At 63.9% G+C, this 15,177-nt stretch carries 14 protein-coding genes and 1 pseudogene; 9 read left to right on the top strand and 6 right to left on the bottom strand.

Annotated features, from left to right (window positions below):
- Window positions 1-231: 231 nt before the first annotated feature.
- Complete coding sequence (locus ABIB91_RS25025) at window positions 232-456, bottom strand: hypothetical protein (protein ID WP_007595594.1); 225 nt, start codon at window positions 454-456, stop codon at window positions 232-234.
- Between the two features lie 181 nt (window positions 457-637).
- Here ABIB91_RS25025 and ABIB91_RS25020 point away from each other — a divergent pair, with 181 nt between their 5' ends.
- A complete protein-coding gene (locus tag ABIB91_RS25020) occupies window positions 638-991 on the top strand; it encodes a hypothetical protein (protein ID WP_007595592.1) in 354 nt (117 codons plus the stop codon).
- 9 nt (window positions 992-1,000) lie between these two features.
- Here the strand turns inward: ABIB91_RS25020 and ABIB91_RS25015 are convergent, their stop codons facing one another.
- Window positions 1,001-2,104: a mandelate racemase/muconate lactonizing enzyme family protein gene (locus ABIB91_RS25015; protein ID WP_354168172.1), complete on the bottom strand. Its 1,104-nt coding sequence runs from the start codon at window positions 2,102-2,104 to the stop codon at window positions 1,001-1,003.
- A gap of 179 nt (window positions 2,105-2,283) precedes the next feature.
- Here ABIB91_RS25015 and ABIB91_RS25010 point away from each other — a divergent pair.
- The 5 genes and pseudogenes from ABIB91_RS25010 (at window position 2,284) to ABIB91_RS24990 (ending at window position 7,029) form a co-directional block, all read left to right on the top strand.
- Window positions 2,284-3,112 (top strand): annotated as a pseudogene (locus ABIB91_RS25010) (GyrI-like domain-containing protein).
- 134 nt (window positions 3,113-3,246) lie between these two features.
- Window positions 3,247-4,173 carry an SMP-30/gluconolactonase/LRE family protein gene (locus tag ABIB91_RS25005; protein ID WP_354168170.1) on the top strand — a complete coding sequence of 309 codons (927 nt, stop codon included), beginning with the start codon at window positions 3,247-3,249 and terminating at the stop codon, window positions 4,171-4,173.
- A gap of 141 nt (window positions 4,174-4,314) precedes the next feature.
- Window positions 4,315-4,908 carry a GNAT family N-acetyltransferase gene (locus ABIB91_RS25000; RefSeq protein WP_354168168.1) on the top strand — a complete coding sequence of 198 codons (594 nt, stop codon included), beginning with the start codon at window positions 4,315-4,317 and terminating at the stop codon, window positions 4,906-4,908.
- A gap of 15 nt (window positions 4,909-4,923) precedes the next feature.
- Window positions 4,924-6,570 carry a GMC family oxidoreductase gene (locus tag ABIB91_RS24995; RefSeq protein WP_007595566.1) on the top strand — a complete coding sequence of 549 codons (1,647 nt, stop codon included), beginning with the start codon at window positions 4,924-4,926 and terminating at the stop codon, window positions 6,568-6,570.
- Window positions 6,571-6,690: 120 nt separating this feature from the next.
- Window positions 6,691-7,029: an immunity 53 family protein gene (locus tag ABIB91_RS24990; RefSeq protein ID WP_035995229.1), complete on the top strand. Its 339-nt coding sequence runs from the start codon at window positions 6,691-6,693 to the stop codon at window positions 7,027-7,029.
- Window positions 7,030-7,416: 387 nt separating this feature from the next.
- Here ABIB91_RS24990 and ABIB91_RS24985 read toward each other — a convergent pair whose 3' ends face one another.
- Window positions 7,417-8,346, bottom strand: coding sequence for a LysR family transcriptional regulator (locus ABIB91_RS24985; protein WP_035993424.1), 930 nt, complete (start codon window positions 8,344-8,346; stop codon window positions 7,417-7,419).
- A gap of 93 nt (window positions 8,347-8,439) precedes the next feature.
- On the opposite strand from ABIB91_RS24985, the gene pcaH reads away from it, so the two are divergent.
- A complete protein-coding gene (gene pcaH / locus ABIB91_RS24980; protein WP_007595562.1) occupies window positions 8,440-9,228 on the top strand; it encodes a protocatechuate 3,4-dioxygenase subunit beta in 789 nt (262 codons plus the stop codon).
- A gap of 4 nt (window positions 9,229-9,232) precedes the next feature.
- A complete protein-coding gene (gene pcaG / locus ABIB91_RS24975; RefSeq protein WP_007595560.1) occupies window positions 9,233-9,859 on the top strand; it encodes a protocatechuate 3,4-dioxygenase subunit alpha in 627 nt (208 codons plus the stop codon).
- A gap of 18 nt (window positions 9,860-9,877) precedes the next feature.
- Here the strand turns inward: pcaG and ABIB91_RS24970 are convergent, their stop codons facing one another.
- Together ABIB91_RS24970 and ABIB91_RS24965 are read right to left on the bottom strand one after the other, a co-directional pair.
- Complete coding sequence (locus ABIB91_RS24970; protein ID WP_007595558.1) at window positions 9,878-10,489, bottom strand: LabA-like NYN domain-containing protein; 612 nt, start codon at window positions 10,487-10,489, stop codon at window positions 9,878-9,880.
- Window positions 10,490-10,850: 361 nt separating this feature from the next.
- Window positions 10,851-11,756 (bottom strand): helix-turn-helix domain-containing protein, encoded by a 906-nt coding sequence (locus ABIB91_RS24965; protein ID WP_007595556.1) that lies wholly within the window; start codon window positions 11,754-11,756, stop codon window positions 10,851-10,853.
- A gap of 48 nt (window positions 11,757-11,804) precedes the next feature.
- Between ABIB91_RS24965 and pobA the strand changes: the two genes are divergently transcribed.
- Window positions 11,805-12,977 (top strand): 4-hydroxybenzoate 3-monooxygenase, encoded by a 1,173-nt coding sequence (gene pobA / locus ABIB91_RS24960; protein ID WP_007595554.1) that lies wholly within the window; start codon window positions 11,805-11,807, stop codon window positions 12,975-12,977.
- A 34-nt stretch (window positions 12,978-13,011) separates the two neighbouring features.
- Here the strand turns inward: pobA and ABIB91_RS24955 are convergent, their stop codons facing one another.
- Window positions 13,012-15,162: a CHASE2 domain-containing protein gene (locus tag ABIB91_RS24955; protein WP_354168163.1), complete on the bottom strand. Its 2,151-nt coding sequence runs from the start codon at window positions 15,160-15,162 to the stop codon at window positions 13,012-13,014.
- Window positions 15,163-15,177 lie beyond the last annotated feature (15 nt).

Raw genomic sequence — 15,177 nt, 5'->3', positions numbered from 1 at the left:
CGCACCCAGCCGTCATGTCATTGAAGCCGTTAACTTTTGACGCCGGTGGCCGGCTGGCCCTGCTCAGGCGCTGCGCAGATATTGTGTGCGCCTGGTGGCCAGTTGCGACATCTAGCCGTGAACAGGCGCGTACGGGGCCCTGCGGCTGATTCGGACGTGATTCGTTCGGGCCGCGTTCCGAAGGTTAAGACGGGACGCGGCCCCGTTGCATTTTGAGACAGAAATCAGTGCTCAGGCCACGCCCGAATGCTTCATGCGCGGGACGCGCCAGCCGATAACGGTAGCTTCGACTGCGACACCAGCCGTGTGGTTCTGCCAGCGTCCCTCGACATAGCGGCAGGCGAACGGCAGCTGATAAGTCCCGCTGTGGTCCTCGCACAGCACTTCGACTGCAAGGCCAGGCGGCGGTTCTCCGGCGCCGTCGAATTCCGCCAGTCGTCTGTCGCGCGTTGCCATCAAAAACTCCCCTAAACAAAGCCGCGAAAGGAGCGCCCATTTCCTCCGCGTGCAGATCATCGCTCCCCGTCCGAGGGAACAGCCGCAAGCTCAACGCGAGAATGCGGTGCGAGTGTGGTAGCCTCGACAGGCTGCGTGCAAAAAGCGCACATTGCCGTGATTGATTTGATGAGGAACCTGCATGCTGCTTCGAAGCACCGGCGCTTGTTTCGCGATGGTACTCGCCACGCTGGCGATTGTGTCGGTCCGCGCGCAGGACGTGCCCGGCATCGAGATCTGCACCGTCGAGAAGACCATGGAGCGCCGCACCAGCTGCCTCCAGAGCAATGTCGACTTCCTCCAGAAGACGATCACCAAGCTGAACCTCGATCACCAGCAGAAGCTGGACGCCGCGGCTCGCCAGATCGATGCGTTGAAGACGACCGTGGCCGGTTTGCAGAAGACGCTCGGCGATCTCCAGGCCGCGCAGGCGAAGACCGCCGAGGATGTGAAGAAGAAACAGGATGCGCCGCCGCCAAAGGATGCGGCGAAATAGCCGCCGCGCTCAGGCGACGCGATATCGCTCCATCACGCTGCGGTCGGGCTCATAGCCGAGCCCAGGTCCGGTCGGCACCGCGACATGGCCGGTGGCATCGACATCGGCGCGGCCGCCCCAGAGGCAGGCCTCGCGCTTCAGGTAAAACATCTCGACGAACCCGTCGTCGCGCCCCGCCAGGAGATGCAAGGTCGCCAGCAGGCCGGGGCCGAAATACGGGGAGTGCGGAACGACCTTGACGCCGACCCGATCTGCGAGCGCTGCAACCTTGAGAAATTCCGTGATGCCGCCGACCTTGATCACGGACGGCTGGGCGTGGCTGACCGCGCCCGCATCCATCATCTGGCGAAATTGATATTCCGTGCAGGCGTTCTCGCCGGCGGCGACGCCGAGCCCGCCCTTGCTGCGGACTTCGGCGAGCGCCGCAAAATCCTCCGGCGGCCAGACCGGCTCCTCCAGGAACATCGGCTGCGCGTCCCGGCATGTGCTGGCGAACGCGATCGCCTCTTCGCCTGATAGCGGGCAGTTCATGTCCACCATCAGCGGAATGCCGGGCCCGATCGCCGCGCGGGCGGCAAACACCGCCGGCGCCGTGGCCTCGTGCAGCTTGATGGCGCCGTAGCCGAGCGCGAGCGCCTTCTTGCATTCGGCGGCGATATTGTCGGGCGAGCCGATCCGCAACAGGCTCGCATAGGCCGGAATGGCCGGGCGCCTGGTGCCGCCGAGCAGGCGGTGCAGCGGCACGTCCTTGATCTTGGCGGCGAGGTCCCACAGCGCGATGTCGAGCCCGGAGATCGCGAACATGGTGATGCCGTAACGCCCGAACAGATGCAGGTTACGCTGGATCTGCTCCATGACCGCGGGAATGCCGGCGGCATCGGGAACCTCCAGCCCGCGGGCCTGCGGTGCGATCATTTCCTCGACGGCACTGCGCGTGGTGCGGGGGCAGACATAAGCAAAGGCATCGCCCCAGCCCGTCAACCCGGCGTCGGTGGTGACCTCGACGATCACCATGTCGAGGGCGGTGATGGCGGAGGCGCCCTGACGGAAGCTCGCGACACCGGCGTCATAGGGGATGCGGATATGGTGCGGCCGCACATCGGTGATCTTCATGACACGGTTCCTCCTGCTTTCTTATGAGCGGTTTCAAGAACAACCCGAGTGTAGCCATGAACGCCCGGACGTTGCCAGAGGCTGGTCCGGCGTTATCCTCCTGCGGGACCGCAACGCCGATCAAGCGAAACCCGCGGACTTCCGTGCATCATGGTCGCGCTTCGAACGAGAGAAACGCCATGAACCCAGCCCAGCGCGCGCTCTGGTATGTCGAGAGCCATCTGGCCGAGCCGATGACGCTCGACGAGATCGCTGCGATATCGGGCGTGTCGCGGTTCCACATCGTGCGCGCGTTTGCCGCGGCTACCGGCCTGCCGGTGATGCGGTACGTGCGCGCGCGGCGGCTGAGCGAAGCGGCGCGCAGTCTTGCGAACGGCGCGCCGGACATCCTGTCGCTGGCGCTGGAGGCGGATTACGGCTCGCACGAAGCATTCACCCGCGCGTTCCGCGACCAGTTCGGCACCACGCCCGAAGCGGTGCGGGCCGCGCAATGCACCGGCCATCTCAAGCTTCAGGAGCCGATCCTCATGGACTCAACCATCGCAGACAAGCGCCCCGCGCTTCGAAACCACAAGGGCCTTCCTCGTCGCTGGCATCATCGAGCGCATTTCCTGCGACAACGGCGCGGCCATTCCTGGACTGTGGCAGCGCTTCCACCAGGAGGTCGCCGACATTCCCGCGCGTGTTGGACCGGTCGCCTATGGCGTCTGCTGCAACGGCGACGATGCCGGCAATTTCGACTACATCGCCGGCGTCGAGGTCGCCGATTTCTCCGAGCTGCCGCGCGGTTTCGGCCGTATCCGTATCCCCGAGCAGCGCTATGCGGTGTTCACCCACGCAGACCACGTCGCCTCGATCAGGCGTACCGTCAACGCGATCTGGAATCAGTGGCTGCCGGCCTCCGGCCTGAAGGCTGCCGATGCGCCGAACTTCGAACGCTACGACGAGAAATTCGATCCCGCCACCGGCAATGGCGGCCTGGAGATTTGTATACCCGTGCGAGATTAGCGCGCAACGCTGGCATACCATCCCGCTTGCTTGGCAAGCCCCGGCGACTTTGTCATAACCGCAGGCAATCTTGCGTGTGGGGCCCGTGCCGGACATCCCGTGCAAGTCATAACAAGCAGCCGGGAGGGTCCCACATGTCCAACGTCCGCGTTCTCGCCACCGACCTCGAATTTCCCGAAGGGCCGGTCGTGATGCCGGACGGCTCGGTCGTGCTGGTGGAAATCCGCGGCCAGCGCCTGACCCGCATCCATCCCGACGGGCGCAAGGAGATCGTCGCGAAGATTCCGGGCGGCCCGAACGGCGCAGCCCTCGGCCCCGACGGCAAGATCTACATCTGCAACAATGGCGGCTTTTCCTGGATCCCGACCCGCAACATGATCATGCCGGGTCCGCAGCCCGACGATTACCTCGGCGGCTCGATCCAGCGCGTCGATCTCCGATCCGGCAAGATCGAAACCGTCGTGACGCGTTGCGGCGAGCACGATCTGCGCGGGCCGAACGATTTGGTGTTCGACAAGCAGGGCGGCCTCTGGTTCTCCGATCTCGGCAAGCGCCGCGCGCGCGAGATGGACGTCGGCGGCATGTATTATCTCAAGCCCGGCATGAAGGAGATCGTCGAGGTCGTTCATGGCGTGTTGCCGGCGAACGGCATCGGCCTGTCGCCGGACGAGGCCACCGTCTACATCGCGGAGACGCCGACGGGCCGGCTCTGGGCCTACGAGCTCTCCGCGCCCGGCACGCTGAAGCCGCGCGACGTGATCTATCGTGGTGAACGCGGAAAACCGATCTGCGGCCTCGGAGGCTACCAGATGTTCGACTCGCTGGCGGTCGAAGCGAATGGCAATGTCTGCGTCGCCACCCTCGTCTCCGGCTGCATCTCGGTGATCGCGCCCGATGGTACCTTGGTCGAGCAGGTCCCGACCGGCGACCGCGTCACCACCAATATCGCCTTCGGCGGCCCCGAGCTGAAGACCGCCTGCATCACGCTCTCAGGCAAGGGCGAGCTGATCGCCATGGACTGGCCGCGCGGCGGTTTGCCGTTGAATTTCCTGAACAAGTGACAATCGCGTAAAACGCGATTGTCATCCCGGGGCTATGCGGAGCATAGAACCCGGGATCTCGAGATTCTCAGGTGCGCAATTGCGCACCATAGTTCGGCTCTTCGAGCCGCCCCGGAACGACAACCACGAGGACCGATAGCAATGCCCTGGCCTGATCCCATCACCCTGCGCGGACAGCATGCCGGTCTGGAGCCGCTGTCGCATCAGCACCGCGAGGGGCTGATCGAGGCCGTGAAGGACGGCGAGCTCTCCACCCTCTGGTACACCGCGATTCCGACGCCGGACAACATGGGCAAGGAAATCGACCGCCGGCTCGGTCTTCAGGCCGCGGGCTCGATGCTCCCCTTCACCGTGTTAGATGGCAGCGGCAAGATCGTGGGCATGACGACCTACATGAACATCGATGCCGCCAACCGCCGCGTTGAGATCGGTTCGACCTGGTATGGCAAGAGCGCGCAGCGCGGCCCGCTCAACACGCAGTGCAAGCTGCTGCTGCTCACCCACGCCTTCGAAACCCTGGACTGCATTGCGGTGGAATTCCGCACTCACTTCTTCAATCACCAGAGCCGCCGCGCCATCGAGCGCCTGGGCGCCAAGCAGGACGGCATCCTGCGCAGCCACCAGGTCGCGCCCAACGGCACGCTGCGCGACACCGTGGTCTACAGCATCACCGCGGCCGAATGGCCGACCGTGCGAATGCATTTGAATTATCAACTCAACGACAAGCCGCGCTAGAGCGGCCGAGGCACCATGGACAGATTTGATTATGTGATTATCGGCGCGGGCTCCGCCGGTTGCGTGCTCACCAGCCGGCTGAGCGAAGACCCCAACACCAGCGTCTGCGTGCTCGAGGCGGGCCCGAGCGACTGGCATCCCTACATCCATCTGCCGGCAGGCTTCATCAAGACCTTCCATATGAAGAGCATCAACTGGGCCTACCAGCAGGAGGTCGGGCCCTGGACCGGCGGGCGCAGCATCTACGCGCCGCGCGGCAAGACGCTCGGCGGTTCGTCCTCGATCAACGGCCATATCTACAATCGCGGCCAGCGCATGGATTTCGACACCTGGGCGCAGATGGGCAATCGCGGCTGGGGCTATGCCGACGTGCTGCCCTACTTCCGGCGGCTGGAGAAGCGCGTCGGCGAGGGCGAGGACGTTTACCGCGGCCGCGACGGCAATCTCACCGTTACCACCATGAACTGGCGCGATCCGCTTTGCGAAGCCTTCATGGAAGGCGCGGTGAGCCTCGGCATTCCACGCAACCCCGACTACAACGGCGCGAAGCAGGAAGGCGTCTCTTATTGCCAGCGCACCATCGATAAGGGCTTGCGCGTCTCCGGCGCCACCGCCTTCCTCAAGCCCGCGATGAAGCGGCCGAACGTGCACGTCCACACCCACGCGCACGCGACCGAGATCATCTTCGAAGGCAAGCGCGCCGTCGGCGTGCGCTACATGAAGGGCGGCTCTGGCGGCACGCCGGTCGAGGTCCGCGCCAACAAGGAAGTGATCCTGTCCGGCGGCACCTATAATTCACCGCAGCTGTTGCAGTTGTCCGGCATCGGCTCACCGGATCTGTTGCAGGCCCACGGCATCGCCGTGCGTCACGCGCTTCCGGTCGGCGAGGGCCTGCAAGATCACTACGCGCCGCGCACGGTCGCGCGCGTCAAAGACATCAGGACTATCAACGAGCTCCGCCGTGGTCTGTCGCTCTGGGTCGAAGCGCTGAAATGGGCTACCACGCGCGGCGGCCTGCTGTCGCTGTCGCCGACCATGGTCTATTGCTTCTGGCACTCCGGCGAGAGTGCGGATTCGTCCGATCTCCAGCTCACCTTCACACCGGCGAGCTACAAGGAAGGCGTGCAGGGCCAGCTCGAGGACGAGCCCGGCATGACGGTGGCCTCCTGGCAGCAGCGCCCCGAGAGCCGCGGATATGTCCGCATCCGTTCGTCTGATCCGTTCGCGCCGCCGATCATCCAAACCAACTATCTCGACGCCGAGCTCGACCGCCGCGTCATCGTCGGCGGCATGAAGCTTGCGCGCAGGCTTTTGAAGAGCGCGCCGCTGTCGCCCTATTACGCCTACGAGGATTTCCCGGGTCCCAACATCAACACTGACGACGAATTCCTGGCCGCAGCCACCGAGCGCGGCACCACCACCTTCCACCCCGGCTGCACCTGCCGCATGGGCCCGGCGGATTCGACCTGGGCGGTGGTCGACGACCAGCTCCGCGTTCACGGGGTGCAAGGTCTCCGCGTCATCGACGCCTCCGTGATGCCGCGCATGATCTCGGCCAACCTCAATGCCTCCACCATGATGATCGCCGACCGCGCCTCAGACCTCATCCGCGGCAAGCAGCCGATGGAAGCCGCGCGCGTGCCGGATGCGGCGGTGGCGTGACCTTGTAGGGTGGGTTAGCGAAGCGTAACCCACCACGCCTCTCGACGCGGAGACAAAGGAGGTGGGCTACGCTGACGCTGACCCACCCTACAAGCTGATCATCCAACGGACAGAAATCCGATGCAAGACGTAGGCGACGTGCTTGAACGACTGGAGCGCTGGTATGCGGCTCAATGCAATGGAGATTGGGAGCATACCTACGGTATAACGATCGAGACGTTGGATAATCCCGGCTGGAATTTCAAGGTGGAGCTAAGGGATACATATTTGTCCGGCCGGACTTTCGAAGAAGTTGCCGAGCCTCAATCAAGCGATCATCGGAAGTTTTTTCATTGTCGCGTGAAGGACGATGTGTTCGCGGGGGCCTGTCCTCCTGACAGGCTCGGCGAAGTCATTTCGATCTTCTTGCGCGGGGCTGAAACGCGCTCGGCGGAGCAGATCGAAAAGCTCGCAAGGTAGACCGGATGGTCCAAGCCGGTACCCGGCCTTCCCTGCACCCGCTTTGTTTGAAGGAGGTGATGGAGAGAGCATAGCTCGGGCGGATGCGCCGCGAGGATGCGATTTGAAATGCGAGTTGGAGAAGGCGATGCTCGCCCTTGCTCCGTCATTGCGAGCGCAGCGCGCAGCGAAGCAATCCAGTCTGTCACCGCGGGGGGATTCTTATCGAAAGGTCACGCGGTATGGCCCTGGCTTTCGCCAGGACGACCCGTAGGTTGCACTGTGCTTCAATTTTACGATTTCAGCCCGTATTTTCTTCGTGCAACTGCTGGTTCGCGCGCAAGGCGGCGTTTTCCTTGCGGAATCACACAGGACTTGGGTGTGGCTTATGCGTCACAGCCGGCGCGTTCAGCGGCCCGCGGCCGTCGCCGCGATGATCTCGAGCTGGTTCCTGAGCCAGCGGTGGGCCGGATCTTTCTGATAGCGCTGGTGCCAGACCATGAACATCGGCAGCTCGGCCAGGGTTCGCGTGCGCGAGGCCAGCGGTATCCGCACCTGCGCGAAGCCGTGCATCACGCCGGGCGCCAGCAGGCTCGGCATGCTCGCCAGCATTTGCGAGCCACGCAGGAAGGACGGCACGCCGGAGAAGCTCGGCACGGAGATCGCGATGTCGCGGTGGAAGCCGTTGGCTGCAAGCCGACGATCGAAGTCGAGGCGCTCATTGTCAGTGTAGACCACCGTGATGTGACGCGCCGCGAGATAGGCGCCGCGCGTAGCCGGCGCGGCACGCGCTTTGGGGTCGTAGTAACAAACGTAATGGTCTTGCAGCAGGCGCTTCTGCACGATGTCGATGCCGGACGGCGGCAGCGGCGTGATCAGCAGGTCGCAGCGGTTTTCCCGAAGCATCGCTGGCGACGGCGACTGCGAGGGGATCACGCGCAGGTTCAGGCTCCTCACTTGCGCGGCGACATGATCGAAGAACCGCGGCAGCAGCAGGTCGCGCTGGAAGTCGTTCGCGGCGATTGTCAGCGAAAGCTGCGCGCTCGCCGGCTCGAACGTGACGCCGCCGGCAAAGCTCCGCATCTCGTCGATCAGTGCTCGCGCCTTTGCCGCGAGCGCCTGGGCGTGCGCCGTGGCCACAATGCCGCGGCCGGATTTGGCAAACAGCGGATCGCCGACGATCCGCCGCAGCTTGTTGAGGGCGTGGCTGACCGCGGATTGCGTCAGGCCGAGCCGCGTTGCGGCCGCCGTCACCGAGCCCTCTTCCAGCACCGCCAGGAACAGCTCCAGCGCGTGGCCATCGAGCGCCAAATGATCGATTTTTTTCATGGAATTCATTATAATCGATCTATTTATCTTGAGAATAGCTCGCGCCATCATCTCCCGATAAATCGTGCGCCCCAACGGGCGCCAGAGGGAGAGACAACGCCGATGCATGCCCAGGCGCCAGCCTTGCGGGATCCCCGCCTCAACCGCCCCGAGCCGTTCACGCCTCCGCTCGGTGACGGTGGCTTCTTCCAGCGCGACCGTTCCATGCATCCGCCGGCGCACGCGCCAGGCTACAAATCCTCGGTGCTGCGCTCGCCGCGCCAGGCGCTGCTGTCGCTTGAGACCTCGGTCTCGGAGATCACGGGGCCGGTATTCGGTCACAACGACCTCGGCCCGCTCGACAATGATTTGATCCGCAACTACGCCAAGGACGGCGATCCCGTCGGCGAGCGCATCATCGTCCACGGCCGCGTGCTGGACGAGACGGGCCGCGGCGTGCCGGACACGCTGGTCGAGTTCTGGCAGGCCAATGCCGGCGGCCGCTACCGGCACAAGAAGGACACGTATCTGGCGCCGATCGATCCGAATTTCGGCGGTTGCGGTCGCGCGCTGACCGACGACACCGGCTATTATTATTTCCGCACGGTGAAGCCGGGGCCCTATCCGTGGCGCAACTACGTCAACAGCTGGCGTCCCGCTCACATCCACTTCTCGGTGTTCGGCTCGGGCTTCGCACAGCGTCTGATCACCCAGATGTACTTTGAGGGCGATCCCCTGATCCCGGCCTGCCCGATCCTGACGACGATCCCGGACAAGGATGCGCTGGAGCGCCTGGTCGCGCCGCTCGACCTCAATGCATCGACCCCGTTCGACTCGCTCGCCTACCGCTTCGACATCGTCTTGCGCGGCCGGCGCTCCACTTACTTTGAAAATCGCACCGCAGGGAACTAGGTCCATGCCGCAGCCGCTCAACTACCTCAAGGAAACCGCCTCGCAGACGGCCGGGCCCTACGTGCATATCGGGTTGATCCCGGCCATGGCCGGATTCGACATTTTCGAGAAGAACTTCTCCAATGTGCTGGTGACGCCGAACACGCAAGGCGAACGCATCACGCTGGAGGGCAAGGTGATCGACGGCAGCGGCACGCCGCTGCGTGACGTGCTGCTGGAGATCTGGCAGGCGAACGCGGCCGGCCGCTACAACCATCCGGCCGATCGGTCGACCGGCCCGCTTGACGAGGAATTTCGCGGCTGGGGTCGCGCCGGCTCCGACTTCGAGAGCGGTCTCGTCACCTTCGAGACCATCAAGCCGGGCGCGATCATCGACAAGACCGGCCGCAAAGGCGCGCCGCACATCAATGTCTGGACCGTCGCGCGCGGTATCAACATCGGTCTCAACACGCGCCTCTATTTTTCGGACGAAGAGGCCGCCAACGCCGCCGACCCCGTGCTCAGCCTGATCGAACAGCCGATGCGACGTTCGACGCTGATCGCAAAGCGCAGCGAGCGTGGCGGCAAGATCGTGTATGCCTTCACGATCAATTTGCAGGGGCCGGAAGAGACGGTGTTCTTCGACGTGTGAGAGCCGCCGCCCGAAGGTTCACTCCACCTGGTCGCCGCGATCGATCGCTACGCGCGCGCGGAATTGCGGTGACTGACGCATCTCGCGCGATCCCGGCCGATTGGCCGGATCGCGCCCCACTTTTGGTTGCAGTTCTGCCAAATCGATGAATATGTCCGCCTGTCGGCGCAGCTCGTCGGCGACCATGGCTGGCTGAGTGGAGAGTGTGGAGACGACCGTCACGCGGACACCGAGGCGTTGCAGGGCTTCCACCAGCGAACGAAAATTCCCATCGCCCGAGAACAACACGATCTGATCGACGTGCTCGGCGAGTTCCATCGCATTTACGGCGAGGTCGACATCCATGCTGCCCTTCACCTTGCGGCGGCCGGTGATGGCGTCGACGAATTCCTTCGTGAGTTTCGTGACGACGGTGTATCCGTTATAGTCGAGCCAATCGATCAACGGACGGATTGACGAATACTCCTGATCCTCGACGACGGTCGTGTAGTAGAAGGCCCGCAACAGCGCACCTCGGCTTTGGAATTCGCCGAGCAGTCGCCTGTAGTCGATGTCGAAGCCGAGCGCCTTGGAGGTGGCATGGAGATTGGAGCCATCGATAAAGAGTGCGATCTTCTCAATCGAAGACATTATGCACAAATCTCCAGTTGTACGCGAAAGGTGGCCGGTCCAACCGCCGGGGGCGGTGTGTCGGCCGGAAAAACATTGAAGCCACCGATGGCTTGCCGAAAAAGCAGCGCAGACGACCGGACAGGGGCGGCCGTCTTGCGCCCAGGTTAGGGAGGATACAATGCCCACCGGCGCCAGGGCGCCGAATGCAGCCAGGCTAAGGCGCGCGCATTCCCTACTCAATTGTACTGAGGTAAAGGGCGCCTATCCAAAGGATAGGGCCCCATATACGAAGGTTAAGTGGCAGCGCTGGCAACAAAGGCCATTGCGGTTCCCAGCGTGGCCTTCGACCACAGGCGCGCCTGATCGATCGGCCGATGTGTCAGCCTTCCTCGCCGTGGAGCTGCGCGCGAAAGGCGCGCGGCGACACGCCCGTGGCGGCGGCATAGACCCGGCTGAAATAGGCGGGGTCCTCGAAGCCAAGCGCATAGGCGATCGTCGAGACCGGCAAATTGGTATAGACGAGGTTGCGCCGCGCCTCGCGGATCAGCCGGTTGAGGATCAGGTGCGAGGCGGTGTCGCCAGTTGCGGCCCGCGTCACCCGGTTGAGATGGGTCGGCGTGATCGACAGCGCGCCCGCATAGTCCGCGACGCTCCAGCGTTCCAGATGATGCTGTTCCAGCAGCGCCTCAAAGCGGCGGAATAGTCCGCTTTCAGCCGTGCCGTTGCCACCGCTCTCGCCAGTGAGCGCGCGGGCCACCAGCCCGATCATCGCCGCCGACAGTGCACGCAGCACATGCGCTCGGCCGAAATCGCGCGCGGCGTGTTCGGCAAAGATCTGCTTCATGGTGGTCCGGATCTGCGGCGTGCCGCGTATCACGGCCGAGCGCGACAAGGCACTTCGCAGGCCTTCAGAGGCGAGCAGCGCTTCGTCCAATATTTCCGCGGCGATGGTCAGCACCCAGCCCTGGGTATCAGGCACGAAACGGAAGCCATGGACGTGGCCGACAGGCACGTTGACGATCTGCATCGGCTTCAGCTGCACCACGCGCCCGTCGAGCGTGGCTTCGCCGCCGCCGCGCTCGATCAGCAGCACCTGGTGCAGCCGGGCATGGCGGTGCACGGCCAGCGTCCAGTCGTGCAGCACCGAGCGCGAGGCAATCGTCTCGCAATGCACGACATCGGGCAGATCGCCGGACTCGCCGAACAAATTGTAGACCCGGATCGCCGGGGCGGGGGCTGCGCGTCTCATGTTCGAATAGTACAAGACAAAGACGAAAGCCTCCATCGGTCAGCGGCGCTGAATCTGCAAGAAAGTGCCGAGGAGGACGCAAAAATGAAAGTTCAGGTCTGTATCATCGGCGGCGGGCCGTCCGGGCTGCTGTTGTCCCAGCTCCTGCACCTCAAGGGTATCGACACGGTCGTGCTGGAAAAATCCAGCCGCGACCACGTGCTTGCCCGGATCCGTGCCGGCGTGCTCGAACACGGCTTCGCCAGGCTGATGCGCGAGGCTCAGTGCGGCGAGCGGATGGACCGCGAGGGTGAGATCCACAAGGGATTCGAGATCGCCCATGATGGGGTGCTCTCCCAGATCGACCTCCACAAGCATTCCGACGGCAATTCGGTGCTGGTCTACGGCCAGACCGAGCTGACGCGCGACCTCTACGAGGCGCGCGACCGCCTCGGCGGCAACGTCGTGCACAATGCCGAGGACGTGACGCCGCATGACCTGACCTCCGACCGGCCTTACGTGACCTATCGTTCGAATGGCGAGACCGTCCGAGTCGATTGCGATTATATCGTCGGCGCCGACGGCTTTCACGGCGTCAGTCGCAAGTCGATCCCGAAGGACGTGCTGCGGGAATACGAGAAGATCTATCCGTTCGGCTGGCTCGGCGTGCTGTCGCGTACGAAACCGGTGTCGCCGGAGCTGATCTATGTGAAGCATGAGCGCGGCTTCGCGTTGTGTTCCTTGCGGTCGCAAGTGCTGAGCCGCTACTACGTCCAGGTGCCGCTCACCGACAAGGTGGAGGACTGGAGCGACGATGCGTTCTGGGCCGAGCTGAAGCGTCGTCTGCCGGACGAGGTCGGCGGCCGCCTGATCACGGGACCGTCCATCGAAAAGAGCATCGCGCCGTTGCGCAGCTTCGTCGCCGAGCCGATGAGCTACGGCCGCCTGTTTCTCGCCGGCGATGCCGCCCACATCGTGCCGCCGACGGGCGCGCGCGGGCTGAACAGCGCTGCCTCCGACATCTATTATCTCTACCACGCCATGCTCGCGCACTATCAGAACGACGATGATTCCGGGCTTCAGGGCTATTCCGCCAACGCACTGGCGCGGATCTGGAAGGCGCAACGCTTCTCGTGGTGGATGACGATGCTGCTGCATCGCTTCCCCGACCGTTCCGAGTATGAAAACAGGCTTCAGCAGACGGAGCTGGAGTATCTGCTGTCGTCCGAGACGGCGCAGCGTCTGCTGGCGGAGAATTATGTGGGGTTGCCGTTCTAGCGTGGAGTGAACCCGAAAGCGGTGCGACGCTGCGCTACTTTCCTTCTAGGATGTTCACCGGAGTCCAATCCGACCCCGGTGGATTTGTAGCGAGCGCAGTCGCGCGCTTGTCAAAAAGCGCTGACGCCGGATCCATTTCCGCCGTTCGCCCGAACGCATCAGCCGCCTTCGCAAACTCCCTTGCCCGCCAGCACGCCAGCCCTTCCGCATACGCGGCGGCAATCTTCGCCTGCCCGGCACTCTCCGTGCCCTTCTCCGCGAGGGGCTCGAACACTTTGATCGCCTCGCCGCGTCCTATCACTTTGATGGCGTCGAGCTCGCGCCAGGTGAAAGTATTGCCTGTCTGCGCGACAGTCGTTTCTGAGGCCATGATGGTGGTGCCATAATATTTGTTGGCGCCTTCGAGCCGCGAGGCGACGTTCACGGTGTCGCTCATCACGGTGTAGTTGAAGCGGCGGCGGGAGCCGATATTGCCGACCACGGCCTCGCCGCTGTTGAGCCCGATGCGGTGCGACAGGCCGCGGCCGGCGAAAGCGGCGCTGGCGGCATTAAGCTCCGCCAGCTTTGCGTGACATTTCAGCGCGGCATGGACGGCGTGGCGCGCATGCGCGGGATCGTCGGCGGGCGCACCGAACATGGCGACGATGGAATCGCCGATATATTTGTCGACATAGCCGCCATGGCTCTCGATGATGTCGGTCATGGCCGACAGATATTCGTTCATCAGCGTCACCAGTTCGCCCGGCGTCATCGTCTCGGCGATGGAGGAGAAGCCGCTCAGGTCGGAGAAGAACATCGTGACGTTGCGCATTTCGCCGCCGAGCGCCGGCATCTTGCCGGAGGCCACCATCGTCTCGATCACTTCGGGGGCGAGATAGAACGCAAAGCTCTTGCGCAGGAAACGCTCGTCACGATCGGCCAGCACGAAACGGTAGCCGATCATCATCGCGAGTGCGGCAAGGCTTGCGAGTGCCGGCTCGGTCAGCGGCAGCGCCAAGGCATGGACGAATGCACCGACGGCCACAGCGGCGTATACGGCGGTGAGGCCAAACCAGGCGATCAGTGCGGCACCCGGTGCGAGCACGCAGGCCGCGCAGGCCACGATCGCTGCGAACACGATGGTGAGAATGCTCCGCAGTGGAAAGCCGAGCTCGGTCACCGCATCGCGTTCGATCAGATTTCGCACCGCGTTGGCATGAACGAAGACACCGGCGATGTCGCTGCGGGCCTTTTGTACGGTGCTCGCCGGGGCAGGCTGGGCGCATCGTGGACCCGGCGTTCCGTCATATCCGCCGGACAGTCGCATCGAGGTGAGCTTGCGATCATCGAAATTCAGGGCGGTGCCGAGCAGCACGACTTTGCCGCCGAAGGCGCGACGGAAGAAATCGCGGTCGCCTTTTTCGACGCAGGCTCGCAGATCGGCGAAGGAGAAAGTCGGAATGTCGCGGCCCAGTCCTCGAAAATTGAGCGCCAGTGTATTCGGTACCGCACTCGGAATTGCATAACCGGACAATTCGGTCGCTCCGGACGGTGCAATCTCGGGCTTTACAGCGAGCGCGCGCGCGGCGAGCTCGACCGCCATCGCGGGGACCGGCTTGCCGTCGATCGAGAAGCTCAGCGGCATCCGCCGGATCACGTCGTCGGTGTCGGTATGGACGTTGAGGGCGCGGATATTGTTTCTCACCACCAATTGCTGCGCGCGGTCGGGCCTTTCCTGATGGTCGTTGCTCAGGATCTCGCCGAGCACCAGCTTGCCGCTGTCGGAAAGCTTCCGCAGGGCGATGAGATAGTCCCGATCGAATCCCTTGAGTCGCGTGCCCAGCGACGCGTCGCCGAAGGGAATCTCAGACTGCTCGATCGAGCTCGGGAAGATGACGTCGAAGCCGATCGCCCGGGCGCCGCCGTCGTCGATGCTGCCGAGAACCCGGCCGATCTCGCGCGTCCAGGTCTGCGTTGGCGATCCCTTGAACGGCGGAGTGTCGTAGGTCTCGCCGTCGATGGCCACGACGACGACCGGGGATGTCGCGGGATCGCGTTGGTCGCCGACGAACTTGCTGCGCAGTGCCGTGAGGATATCGAGCGACAGGCCCTGCAGCGTCTGCAACGGTGGAGACGTCACGACGGCGCCTGCAAGAAGCGCAATCAGGATCGCTGCAACGATGTCCCGTCTGCCGATCCGCCGCATCGCCCCGCCGCTAGC

The sequence above is a fragment of the Bradyrhizobium sp. JR4.3 genome (assembly GCF_040547695.1).
Taxonomy (GTDB): Bacteria; Pseudomonadota; Alphaproteobacteria; order Rhizobiales; family Xanthobacteraceae; genus Bradyrhizobium; species Bradyrhizobium canariense.
This window is presented reverse-complemented; position numbering and strand designations above follow the sequence as displayed.